Source organism: Streptomyces sp. NPDC111744 (assembly GCF_055634995.1).
Genome location: NZ_JBVKCG010000003.1, coordinates 512758 through 524818 on the forward strand (window position 1 = coordinate 512758; position 12061 = coordinate 524818).

General features: G+C 69.3%; 12 protein-coding genes. 6 read left to right on the forward strand and 6 right to left on the reverse strand.

Annotated elements, in window-relative coordinates:
* Nucleotides 1-13 precede the first annotated feature (13 nt).
* The 3 genes from ACZ7OO_RS09570 to ACZ7OO_RS09580 form a co-directional block, all read right to left on the reverse strand.
* Nucleotides 14-589, reverse strand: coding sequence for a TerD family protein (locus tag ACZ7OO_RS09570; RefSeq protein WP_471503174.1), 576 nt, complete (start codon nt 587-589; stop codon nt 14-16).
* A gap of 176 nt (nt 590-765) precedes the next feature.
* Complete coding sequence (locus ACZ7OO_RS09575) at nt 766-1224, reverse strand: peroxiredoxin (protein ID WP_471503176.1); 459 nt, start codon at nt 1222-1224, stop codon at nt 766-768.
* Nucleotides 1225-1342: 118 nt separating this feature from the next.
* The gene (locus ACZ7OO_RS09580) at nt 1343-1780 is read right to left on the reverse strand and encodes a DUF3052 domain-containing protein (protein WP_351692127.1); all 438 of its coding nucleotides are present in this window, start codon (nt 1778-1780) and stop codon (nt 1343-1345) included.
* A 415-nt stretch (nt 1781-2195) separates the two neighbouring features.
* Between ACZ7OO_RS09580 and aceE the strand changes: the two genes are divergently transcribed.
* Both aceE and ACZ7OO_RS09590 read left to right on the forward strand, forming a co-directional pair.
* On the forward strand, nt 2196-4943 hold the full coding sequence (gene aceE / locus ACZ7OO_RS09585; RefSeq protein ID WP_471503178.1) for a pyruvate dehydrogenase (acetyl-transferring), homodimeric type: 2748 nt from the start codon (nt 2196-2198) through the stop codon (nt 4941-4943).
* Nucleotides 4944-5013: 70 nt separating this feature from the next.
* Entirely contained in the window at nt 5014-5859 is an 846-nt protein-coding gene (locus tag ACZ7OO_RS09590; protein WP_471503181.1) for a potassium channel family protein, read from the forward strand.
* A 33-nt stretch (nt 5860-5892) separates the two neighbouring features.
* On the opposite strand, the gene ACZ7OO_RS09595 is transcribed toward ACZ7OO_RS09590, so the two are convergent.
* Nucleotides 5893-6183 (reverse strand): small hydrophobic protein, encoded by a 291-nt coding sequence (locus ACZ7OO_RS09595; protein WP_471503420.1) that lies wholly within the window; start codon nt 6181-6183, stop codon nt 5893-5895.
* Nucleotides 6184-6448: 265 nt separating this feature from the next.
* Nucleotides 6449-8068, reverse strand: a complete 1620-nt coding sequence (locus tag ACZ7OO_RS09600; protein ID WP_471503183.1) for an MFS transporter — start codon at nt 8066-8068, stop codon at nt 6449-6451.
* 66 nt (nt 8069-8134) lie between these two features.
* Here ACZ7OO_RS09600 and ACZ7OO_RS09605 point away from each other — a divergent pair, with 66 nt between their 5' ends.
* The 3 genes from ACZ7OO_RS09605 (at nt 8135) to ACZ7OO_RS09615 (ending at nt 11017) form a co-directional block, all read left to right on the forward strand.
* Complete coding sequence (locus tag ACZ7OO_RS09605; protein ID WP_471503185.1) at nt 8135-8770, forward strand: TetR family transcriptional regulator; 636 nt, start codon at nt 8135-8137, stop codon at nt 8768-8770.
* Between the two features lie 101 nt (nt 8771-8871).
* Nucleotides 8872-10089 (forward strand): alpha/beta hydrolase, encoded by a 1218-nt coding sequence (locus tag ACZ7OO_RS09610; RefSeq protein ID WP_471503187.1) that lies wholly within the window; start codon nt 8872-8874, stop codon nt 10087-10089.
* Between the two features lie 67 nt (nt 10090-10156).
* On the forward strand, nt 10157-11017 hold the full coding sequence (locus ACZ7OO_RS09615) for a DUF4429 domain-containing protein (RefSeq protein WP_471503189.1): 861 nt from the start codon (nt 10157-10159) through the stop codon (nt 11015-11017).
* A gap of 7 nt (nt 11018-11024) precedes the next feature.
* Here the strand turns inward: ACZ7OO_RS09615 and ACZ7OO_RS09620 are convergent, their stop codons facing one another.
* A complete protein-coding gene (locus tag ACZ7OO_RS09620) occupies nt 11025-11492 on the reverse strand; it encodes a MerR family transcriptional regulator (RefSeq protein WP_471503191.1) in 468 nt (155 codons plus the stop codon).
* Nucleotides 11493-11588: 96 nt separating this feature from the next.
* Here ACZ7OO_RS09620 and ACZ7OO_RS09625 point away from each other — a divergent pair, with 96 nt between their 5' ends.
* A complete protein-coding gene (locus ACZ7OO_RS09625) occupies nt 11589-12059 on the forward strand; it encodes a GNAT family N-acetyltransferase (protein ID WP_471503193.1) in 471 nt (156 codons plus the stop codon).
* The last annotated feature ends 2 nt before the right edge of the window (nt 12060-12061 follow it).

Genomic DNA, 12061 nt, shown 5'->3' on the forward strand with positions numbered 1-12061 from the left:
ACGTTCGGACGGTTCAGACGTTGACGCCGAAGTCCTGGGCGATGCCGCGCAGGCCGGAGGCGTAGCCCTGGCCGATGGCACGGAACTTCCACTCCGCGCCGTTGCGGTACAGCTCGCCGAAGACCATCGCGGTCTCGGTCGAGGCGTCCTCGGACAGGTCGTAGCGGGCGATCTCGGCGCCGCCTGCCTGGTTCACCACGCGGATGAACGCGTTGCGGACCTGGCCGAAGGACTGCTGGCGGTTGTCGGCGTCGTAGATCGACACCGGGAAGACGATCTTGTCGACGTCGGCGGGGACCGTGGCCAGGTTGACCTTGATCTGCTCGTCGTCGCCCTCGCCCTCGCCGGTGAGGTTGTCGCCGGTGTGCTCGACCGAGCCGTCGGGGCTCTTGAGGTTGTTGAAGAAGACGAAGTTCTGGTCGCTGCCGACCTTGCCCGCCGAGTTCAGCAGCAGTGCGCTGGCGTCCAGGTCGAAGTCGGAGCCGGTCGTGGTGCGCACGTCCCACCCCAGACCGACGATGACGGCGGTCAGGCCCGGGGCCTCCTTCGTCAGCGATACGTTGCCGCCCTTGCTGAGGCTGACTCCCACGAGTCCTCCCTTGTGGTGTCCAGGGGCGGGAAGCCCCCGTCGTGCTTCGGATACCGGATCAACGATTCGATCCTAGTGACGGGTTCCCGCCCCCCGCAGGCCCTGGACCCCGAAGAATTACCGGGTGTCGGCCGTGTCGGCCCCTAGGGGATCGACGAGCGGGTCCGCGAAGCGGTCTACAGGGCGTCGAGCGCCTTCACGTAGTCGTTCAGGTCGCGGGCGTCCGGCAGTCCGTTGACCACGGTCCACCGCACGACGCCCTCCTTGTCGATGACGAAGGTGCCACGGACCGCGCAGCCCTTGGCGTCGTCGAAGACGCCGTAGGCGCGTGAGGTCTCGCCGTGCGGCCAGAAGTCGCTGAGCAGCGGGTACTCCAGGCCCTCCTGCTCGGCGAAGACGCGCAGGGTGTGGATGGAGTCGTTGGAGACGGCGAGCAGCCGGGTCTCGCGGTCCTCGAACTTCGGCAGGTTGTCGCGCAGCTCGCACAGCTCACCGGTGCACACGCCCGTGAAGGCGAACGGGTAGAAGAGCAGGACCACGTTCTTCTCGCCGCGGAGGTCGGACAGCTTCACGGTCCGGCCGTGGTTGTCCTTGAGCTCGAAATCGGGCGCCTTGTCGCCGACCTGGATCGCCATCGCTGCATCCCTTCGTAAGGGGCTGTTCGGGTGAGGACACCCTATGCGGCGGCTCTTGCGCGGCGATCACGGCAGGCCGACGGACGGGCCGGGACATGGTCCGTCCGTCGGCCGGGGCTCAGCGCTTCTTGGCGGCACCCTTCGGCGTCAGCAGCCGGCTGCCGTTCCAGTCCTTGCCCACGCTGACACTCTTGGTCTGCGAGAGGCCGGCGGTCGTGGCCGCCTCGCCGATGTCGCTCGGCTCGACATAGCCGTCACGGCCCGTCTTCGGGGTCAGCAGCAGGATCCAGCCGCCTTCCTCCATGTACGTGACGGCATCCACCAGCGCGTCCGTCAGGTCGCCGTCGTCCTCACGGAACCACAGCACCACGGCGTCAGCCACGTCGTCGTAGTCCTCGTCCACCAACTCGGTGCCGATGGTGTCTTCGATGGACTCGCGGAGTTCCTGGTCGACGTCGTCGTCGTAGCCGATCTCCTGGACCACCTGGTCTGGCTGGAACCCCAGCCTGACGGCAGGGGTGGTCCGCTCCTCCGCGTGGTCCGCGGTCGCGCTCACGGGTTGCCTCCTGATCATGTCTTGTTGATTAACTTCAGCCACGCGCGTGCGCGAAGCATTGGCCGTAGTCCACACGGGCGGGACGGATCGCGCAAGTACCCGGCCGTTCAGACCGCCGAAACGGTGACGATCCCGGCCGTGTCGCCGCAACTCCCGGCACCGTATCGCAGACAGGTGTGGCTCACACCACTCCCTTTTGCCCGCTATGTTCCTTTCAGAATCATCCTCACATACGGCGGTCGAACGAGTTTGCCAAGCCTGTCACACCCCGGGCGTATCGTTGCGTTTTGGCCGTGACCGAGTTACCTCGCGGTAGAGATGACGTGCGCTGCCCCGGGGTGGACGATGGACAGCGGTGCAGGGAAACGCAGGGAATTGCAGGGAATCAGTGCCCCTCTGACAGGTAAGGAACAGCGTGGCTTCCGGATCCGATCGCAACCCGATCATCATTGGCGGCCTTCCGAGTCAGGTTCCTGACTTCGACCCCGAGGAAACCCAGGAGTGGCTCGACTCGCTCGACGCCGCCGTGGACGAGCGCGGCCGGGAACGGGCCCGTTATCTGATGCTCCGCCTGATCGAGCGCGCCCGCGAGCGGCGGGTGGCCGTACCCGAGATGCGCAGCACGGACTACGTCAACACGATCCCCACCCGCGCGGAGCCGTTCTTCCCGGGCAACGAGGAGATCGAGCGCAAGGTCCTCAACGCGACCCGCTGGAACGCGGCCGTGATGGTCTCCCGCGCGCAGCGTCCGGGTATCGGTGTCGGCGGCCACATCGCCACCTTCGCGTCCTCCGCGTCCCTCTACGACGTCGGCTTCAACCACTTCTTCCGCGGTAAGGACGACGGCCTCGGCGGCGACCAGGTCTTCTTCCAGGGGCACGCCTCCCCCGGTATCTACGCGCGCGCGTTCCTGCTGGACCGGCTCAGCGAGGAGCAACTGGACGGCTTCCGCCAGGAGAAGTCGAAATACCCGAACGGCCTCTCCAGCTACCCCCACCCGCGCTCGATGCCGGACTTCTGGGAGTTCCCGACGGTGTCGATGGGCCTCGGCCCGATCGGCGCGATCTACCAGGCGCGGATGAACCGCTACATGCAGGCGCGCGGGATCGCCGACACCTCGAAGTCGCACGTCTGGGCGTTCCTCGGCGACGGCGAGATGGACGAGCCCGAGTCGCTCGGCCAGCTGTCCATCGCCGCACGTGAGGGCCTGGACAACCTGACCTTCGTCGTCAACTGCAACCTCCAGCGGCTCGACGGCCCGGTGCGCGGCAACGGCAAGATCATCCAGGAGCTGGAGTCGGTCTTCCGGGGCGCCGGCTGGAACGTGATCAAGCTGGTCTGGGACCGCACCTGGGACCCGCTGCTCGCCCAGGACCGCGACGGTGTGCTGGTCAACAAGATGAACACGACTCCGGACGGGCAGTTCCAGACCTACGCCACCGAGTCCGGCGCCTACATCCGCGACCACTTCTTCGGCGACGACCAGCGGCTGCGCGCGATGGTCGAGCACATGAGCGACGACCAGATCCTGCACCTGGGCCGCGGCGGCCACGACCACCGCAAGATCTACGCGGCGTTCAAGGCGGCCACCGAGCACAAGGGCCAGCCGACGGTCATCCTGGCCAAGACGATCAAGGGCTGGACGCTGGGCCCGAACTTCGAGGGCCGCAACGCCACGCACCAGATGAAGAAGCTGACGGTCACCGACCTCAAGGGGTTCCGGGACCGCCTGCACCTGCCGATCTCCGACCGGGAGCTGGAGTCCGGCCTGCCGCCGTACTACCACCCTGGCCGGAACTCGGAGGAGATCCAGTACATGCACGACCGGCGCAAGGGGCTCGGCGGATACGTCCCGACCCGCGTCGTACGCTCCCAGCCGCTCGCGCTGCCGGACGAAAAGACGTACGCGACCGTGAAGAAGGGCACCGGCCAGCAGTCCATCGCCACCACCATGGCGTTTGTACGACTGCTCAAGGACCTCATGCGGGACAAGGAGCTCGGCCGCCGCTTCGTACTGATCGCGCCGGACGAGTACCGCACCTTCGGCATGGACTCCTTCTTCCCGAGCGCGAAGATCTACAATCCGCTGGGCCAGCAGTACGAGGCGGTCGACCGCGACCTGCTGCTCGCCTACAAGGAGTCGCCGACCGGCCAGATGCTGCACGACGGCATCTCCGAGGCCGGCTGCACCGCCTCCCTGATCGCGGCGGGCTCGGCCTACGCCACCCACGGCGAGCCGCTCATCCCGGTCTATGTCTTCTACTCGATGTTCGGTTTCCAGCGCACCGGCGACCAGTTCTGGCAGATGGCCGACCAGTTGGCGCGCGGTTTCGTACTGGGCGCGACCGCCGGCCGTACGACCCTGACCGGTGAGGGCCTCCAGCACGCCGACGGCCACTCCCAGCTGCTCGCCTCGACGAACCCGGGATGCGTGGCCTACGACCCGGCGTACGGGTACGAGATCGCCCGCATCGTCCAGGACGGCCTGCGCCGCATGTACGGCGGCGACGCCGAGCACCCGCACGGCGAGGACGTCTTCTACTACCTGACCGTCTACAACGAGCCGATCCAGCACCCGGCCGAGCCCGCCGACGTGGACGTCGAGGGCATCCTCAAGGGCATCCACCGGATCAGCACGGGCACGGGCGGCACCGTCCCCGCGCAGATCATGGCGTCCGGTGTCGCGGTCCCCTGGGCGATCGAGGCCCAGCAAATCCTCGCCGCGGACTGGAACGTGAAGGCCGACGTCTGGTCGGCCACCTCCTGGAACGAGCTGCGGCGCGAGGCCGTGGCCTGCGAGCAGCAGAACCTCCTCCACCCCGAGGAGGAGCAGCGCACCCCGTGGGTGACGCAGAAGCTGAGCGGCGCCGAGGGTCCGTTCGTGGCCGTGTCCGACTGGATGCGATCGGTTCCGGACCAGATCGCGCGCTGGGTGCCGGGCACGTACCAGTCGCTGGGCGCCGACGGCTTCGGCTTCGCCGACACGCGCGGCGCGGCGCGGCGGTTCTTCCACATCGACGCGCAGTCGATCGTGGTCGCGGTGCTGACCGAGCTGGCCCGCGAGGGCAGGCTCGACCGCTCGGTGCTCAAGCAGGCCATCGACCGGTACCAGCTGCTGGACGTGACGGCGGCGCATCCGGGCGTGGCGGGCGGCGACGCGTAGCCGCTGCGCTCGGCCTCGGCCGGGGCAGGCCCGCGCCCTTCGGGGCGCGGGTGATGCCTACGATGCCCACATGGAGCGACAGTCAGCCCAGGCGCGTTGGGAGCAGCTCACCCAACGGCCTCTGCTGGTACTCGCGGTGGCCTTCGCCGTCGCCTATGCGCTGCCGATCGTGGACAGTTCCGCGGGACATGTCCTCACCGCCGTGTGCACGGTGGCGGAGTGGGTGGTGTGGGGGGCGTTCGCCGCGGACTACCTCGTGCGGCTTGTTCTGGCTCCCCGGCACAAGGAGTTCGCGCGGACGCACTGGATAGACCTGTGCGCGGTGGTGCTGCCGCTGCTCCAGCCGCTGCGGCTGCTACGGCTCGTCGCGACGCTGACGCTGGTGGGGCGGCGAGCGCGGATGGCCTCGCAGATCCAGCTGACGACGTACGTGGTGGGCGCGGTCGTCGGACTGCTGATGTTCGGGTCGCTCGCCGTGCTCTCGGTGGAGCGGGACTCTCCCAACGGGAACATCCGCACGCTGGGTGACGCGCTGTGGTGGTCGTTCACGACGATGACCACGGTGGGGTACGGCGACCACGCACCGACGACCGGGCTGGGCCGGATGATCGCGGTCGGCCTGATGCTGTCCGGGATCGCCCTGCTGGGTGTGGTGACGGCGAACATCGCGGCGTGGTTCATCGCGCGGTTCGAGAAGGACGATGTGGAGGAACGGCGGCAGACCGAGGCGATCGCCTTGCTGACGGAGGAGGTGCGGGCACTCAGGGCCGAGGTCGCTTCCTTGCGGGAGGGGGTGGGGGCTGCGGCCGGCCTACGCTCACCGGCGCTGGCCGGGTGCCGCTGCGCCCACCCGTGCCGCCTGGGGGTCCCCCCAGGCCTTTCGGGCTCCGGGGGAGGCACGACTGCCCGCAGCTAGGTAGGGGCGCGACCGGCCCCCACCGGTCCGCAGCTACATCACCGATACGCCTGCCAGCCAGAACAAGGCCAGCAGCGTGTCGATCGCCCCCAGCACCACCGCCACCAGCGCCGGTATCGAGTGGTTGGGCGACCACCTGCGGCCCATCGACAGCCAGCCGCACACCAGCGCCGCCGGCCCCAGCACGATCCCGAGGGCGAAGAAGCCGACCACGGCGAATATCGTGCCGATGATCCCCAGCGTCCCGCGGTCCAGCCCGTTCCGTGGACCTGTACGGCCACGTGAACGGGGGTACCCGCGTGTTCGTTGCCCGAAGCTCGCCATCATCAACTCCCTGGTCTTCATGGACTGTTCGGGTGTGATGACCGGGTACCCCTGTTCCGCGTCCGCAGACCTGCCCGCGCGCTGCCCCCCTCCAGCAGCGCGCCGCGGCCCGGGTGTCCCCCCATGCCCTGCGGAGGACTTGACCCACTGTGACCTGCGGCGCGTGCCAAGAGCGAGGAATCTTTAGCGGAGTCACCCTGATAGGCGAACTCCGCCACAGGAAACCGGACATATCGGCCCGGCGCGTTGCGCGGGACGCGTTGCGCTAGATGTGTCCGACGCCCGCCCCGCCGTCCGCGTTCTCGCCGCGCTTGGTGAGCAGCGCGACCAGGATCGCGACCGCCGCCACACCCGCCGCGACCAACGAGGCGAGACTCATACCGGAGATGAACGTGTCGTGGGCGACACCGGAGATCTTCGCGGCGATCTCCGCGGGCGTGCCCTTGGCGACCGGCGCGACACCGACCTGGACCGCCTCGGAAGCCTGCGCGAGCTGTGCGTCGGTGAGCTTCGGCAGACCCGCGTCGGCCCAGTTGCCCGGCAGGGCGCTGTCGACCTTGGAGGCCATCACGGCGCCCAGGACGGCAGTACCGAGGCTGCCGCCGATCTGCATCGCGGCCTGCTGGAGACCGCCGGCCACGCCGGACAGCTCCATCGCGGCGTTGCCGACGATGACCTCGGTGGCGCCGACCATGACCGGCGCGAGGCCGAGACCGAGCAGGGCGAACCAGATGGACATCGCCCCGCTGCCGGTGTCCGCCTTGAGGGTGGACATGCCGTACATGGCGATCGCGGTGGCCGCCATGCCGCCGGCCAGCGGGATCCGTGGGCCGAGCTTGGTGATCGCGGCGCCGGCCAGCGGGGAGCCGACGATCATCATGCCGGTGAGCGGGAGGAGGTGGAGGCCGGCGTCGACCGGGTCCATGCCGTGCACGTTCTGCAAGTAGAACGTCACGAAGAACAGGCCGCCCATGAAGGCGATGGCCATCAGGACCATGAGCACGACGCCCGCCGAGAGCGGGACGGAGCGGAACAGTCCCAGCGGGATGAGCGGCTCCTTGACCCTCGTCTCCCAGAATGAGAAGAGGGCGAAGCCCAGCACCGACGCGGCGATGAACGTCCACGTCATGCCGTCGCCCCAGCCCCAGCTCGGCGCCTTGATGAGCGCCCAGATCAGGCAGAACATCGCGCCGGAGAGCAGGGCGATGCCGAGCAGGTCGAAGGAGCGCGGGGCGTTCTCGGCGCGGTGGTCGCGCAGGATCAGGACGCCCAGGACCAGGGCGAGCAGGCCGACCGGCACGTTGATGAAGAACACCGACTGCCAGCTGACGTGCTGCACCAGCACGCCGCCGAGGATCGGGCCGCCCGCGGTGGAGGCGCCGATGACCATGCCCCAGATGCCGATCGCCATGTTGAGCTTCTCGGCCGGGAAGGTGGCGCGGAGCAGGCCGAGCGCGGCCGGCATCAGCAGGGCGCCGAACAGGCCCTGGAAGACGCGGAAGGTGACGACCAGGCCGATACTGTCGGACAGGCCGATGGCGCCCGAGGCGGCGGCGAAGCCGACGACGCCGATCAGGAAGGTCTGCCGGTGGCCGAAGCGGTCGCCGAGCTTGCCCGCGGTGATCAGGGAGACCGCGAGGGCGAGGAAGTAGCCATTGGTGATCCACTGCACCTGGGCGAAGGTGGCGCCGAGGTCTTTCTGGATCGCCGGGTTGGCGATGGCCACGATGGTGCCGTCGAGGGCGACCATCATGACCCCGACGGCGACGGTGATCAGGGTGAACCAGGGGTGGCCGCGCAGGCCGGAGGCCGGCGGCTGTTCCGGCAGGGCTGTAGGTGCTGCGTCCCCCGACCCCGCCGTGTCGATCGTGGTCTGACTAGTCATACGTTTAAGGCTAGTGACAGCCACTGACAGTTGACAAACGAATTCACTAGTCAGTAACTGTCAGGCATGGAAACGCTGCGCGAACGCAAGAAACAGCGCACCCGGGACGCGCTGCTGCGAAACGCACTGGAACTGTTCGCGACCCAGGGCTACGAGCACACCACGGTGGACGAGATCGTCGAGTCCGTCGATGTCTCGCAGCGCACCTTCTTCCGCTACTTCGCCAGCAAGGAGGACGTGGCCTTCTTCGTGCCACGGCTCACCGAGGCGCACTACGTCGAGGCGGTGCGCCGGCGCCCGGCCGAGGAGACCCCGCTGGAGGCGCTGCGCCGGTCCGTCATGGACAGCTGGGACACCATCGAGGAGGCCATCGAGCGGTACGTCCCGGTCGAACTGCTCATGCGCACGTACAAGATGATCGAGGCGACCCCGATCCTGCACGCCGCCCATCTGCGACGCCAGTCGGAGACGGAGGAGGAGATCGCCCGGATCGTCGCCGAGCGGGAGGGGGTCGACCCGGACACCGACCCCCGGCCCCGGCTCGTGGTCGCCGTGTTCGGCGCGGTCATCCGGGTGACCGAGCGGCACTGGTCGGTCGGCGACGACTTCAGCGTCACGGCGATGCGCGAGCTCACCGCGTCATACCTCGATCAGGTGGGACCGGCGCTCACCGGCAACTGGCGCGAGAGCCACGGCAGCTGAGACGGGCCGCACGAGCCGGGATCGGCCACGCATTTGCCGAAACGTGATAACTGTCACTCAGTTACCGCGAGACCCCTTCGTTCTCCTAGTGTGTCCTCCCAGTGACTTCCTTCGACACCTCCCCGCCACTGAACGTCTGGCGCGCGCTCCTCGCCCTGGCCGTGGTGTTCGTGATGCTCGCGACCACCGGCTGGACGGCCATGCGCACGCACCGCGAGACCACCGCCCTGCAGACCTCCCTCGACAAGTGGGAGCACGGCAGCGTCCATGGTCTCCACCTGCCGGACCCGGAGGCGTCCCCCGCACTGCTCACCCGTTTCTTCGCCGCGCTCACCGTGCAGGAGGGCGACCGGCTCGTCCACCGCTACCCGCTCGCGCTCGGCAACATGAACGGCGCCCCGGCCGCCCTGCGCTACCGGGCCAACCACATCGCCCTCGACCAGCAGCGCGCCATCGAGAAGAAACGTATGCACGACCCACGGCTCTCCACGGCCGGGCAGCAGGACGCCGGCCGCCGTATGCACCGCTACGAGGCGCTGATGGCGAAGGGCCGGCAGATCCTCGCCTTCGATCCGGACGGCAGCGGCCGGGTCGCCGAGGTGTTCGGCGACCTCACCACGGCCCAGCGGATCTCCGTCGTCGTCCCCGGTGTCGACACCGACCTGCTCACCTTCCAGCGGACCAGCCGCCGGTACACCGCGCCGGTCGGCATGGCCGACGCGCTGTACAAGGCGGAGCGCACGGCGAGCCCCTCGACCCGTACGGCGGTGATCGCCTGGGCCGACTACACCTCGCCCGACGGCCTCGGCGTGGGCGCGGCGACCGGGACGGCCGCCGAGCAGGGCGCCGTACGCCTCAACGCGCTGCTGCGCGCGCTGCCCGGCGAGGCGCCGGTGTCGATGTTCTGCCACAGCTACGGCTCGGTGGTCTGCGGGGTGGCCGCGCACGGCATGCCGGACCGGGTGTCCGACATAGCGGTGGCCGCCAGCCCCGGGATGCGGGTCGAAAGGGCCTCGCACCTGGGCACTTCGGCCCGGGTGTGGGCGATGCGGGACGCCACCGACTGGATCCAGGACGTCCCCTATATGGAGCTCGGCGGACTGGGCCACGGTGCCGACCCCGTCTCCTCCTCCTTCGGGGCGCGGGTGCTGTCGGCGCACGACGCTCAGGGACACGCCGGCTACTTCCAGCCGGGCACCGACAGCTTGCGCAACCTCGCGGACATCGGGGTTGGCGCGTACGGCGCGGTGACGTGCGCCCACGACGATGACGGGTGCCGGGCGGGTTTGTCCGGCACGTCGATGGCCGGACGCGCGTAGAGACAGCAGGAAGTGCGGTATGCGCGGGGATGGGACTGAGAAGCACGTGCCGCATACGATGAGCCGCATGGGTGACGTACTGGCCGGATTTCATGCCGCCTGGGAGTTCGAGTCCGACTCCGTGCTCATCCGCTACGAACGGGGGATTCGAACACCCAAGCTCTTCCAGACGCTGGGTGAACGCCGGGTGCCGTTCGCCGCGCTCGCGGGGGTGACGCTCACTCCCGGCAAACGCGGCACGGTCGTACTGAGGGCCGAACCACGCCCGGGCGCCGATCCCCTGATGGACGCGGCGGCCGGACAGTTGAAGGACGGCAGCGACCCCTACCGGCTCGTACTCCCGGCCGAGCGGGAGACCCTCGCCGAGTACTACGCCGACGAACTGCGGCCGCTGCTCACCGAGTCCGGGTCCGGCCCGGCCGAAAAGTTTCTGGTGGCCGCCCCCGAGGCGCCCCGGCAGTTCAAGGCGTACGACGGCAAGGCGAGCTTCGACGGCCGGGCCGTGCACTTCCGGTGGTCGTGGACGGGTGCCTCGACGGCCAAGTGGAAAGCCGGCGACCAGCGCTTCGCGGTCGCCGACCTGGGGGGTGTGGAGTGGCGGTCCCCGGAGGTCTTCGAGGGGCATCTACGGCTGCTGCGCCGCGCGGACCTCACGGGAGCGGCATCGGCGGTACCGGCCGACCAGGATCCCACGACCGTGGTGTTCGGGCTCGGGTACGGGCCGGTGCACGAGTCGTTGCCGTTCGCCGCGGCGGTCCTGGAGGCGGTACGGGCGAAGGGCGGGTCCGCGCTGCCGACGTCGGCTGGGCGGCGGGACCCCGCCGACATCGCGGAGCGGATTCGCCATCTGGGCGAACTGCACCAGGCGGGGCTGGTCACCGACGAGGAGTTCGCCGCGAAGAAGGCGGAGTTGCTGGCGGAGCTGTGAGGGCGTCTCAGCTCCCGCCCGTCTCGTAGAAACTGATCTTCCGGTCCAGCACCGACAGCGTGTCGTGCAGCTCGGCGATGCGGGCCAGGACGTCCCTTCGCGTCTGCTCCAGCAGCTCCCGGCGCTCCGGGTAGGTGCCGTCGCCCTCCCGCACCAGCTCCGCGTACCGGACCATGTCCGCCACCGGCATCCCGGTCAGCCGGAGCTTGGTCACGAAGTCCAGCCAGTCCAGGTCGCTGTTGCTGTAGCGGCGCTGGCCGGTGTGGGAGCGGTCGATGTGGGACATCAGGCCGATCCGCTCGTACCAGCGCAGGGTGTGGGCGGTCAGTCCGGTGAAGGCGACGACCTCGCTGATCGTGTAGTGGTCCTGGCCCTCGGGGCGCGGATGCCGGCGGGGCGGGGCGGAACAGATGTCGGCGGGCGCGCGGTCGGACTGCTGAGTGGGGGCCGCGGTCGAGGTCTGCATCACCGTCATGAGCCAACGCTATGACCTTGGAGTGCGCTCGAAGCAAGCAAGACGGTAAGAAATCCGCGCGACGGCGGCGACGGTCGGTGACTACCGTGCGCGAGTATGAGTCTCGTACGCCGCGCCAGGCCCGAGGACGCACCGGAAGTGCTGCGTCTGCGCCAGGTCATGATCGACGCACTGCCGGGTGGGGACGCCTCCACCCACTGGCACGCCCTGGCGCTGCCGGGGCTCCGGGAGAAGCTGGGCGAGCCGGACGGGGACTTCGCCGCGTTCGTCGTCGACCACCCGGACCGGCCGGAGGCGCTGGCGGCGCTGGTGGCCGGGACGGTCGACTACCGGATCGGCAAGGCCGGCAATCCGCGCGGGCGCGGCGGGTACGTCTTCAGTGTGGCCACCGACCCGGACGCGCGTCGCCGCGGGTACGCGCGCGCGTGCATGGCGGAACTCCTTGCCTGGTTCCGCGAGCGGGGCGCCGGGCAGGTCATGCTGACCGCGTCCGCCGAGGCCGAGCCCCTCTACGCCTCGCTCGGCTTCGTCCACAAGCCGGACCCCACGATGACCCTGACGCTCTGAAC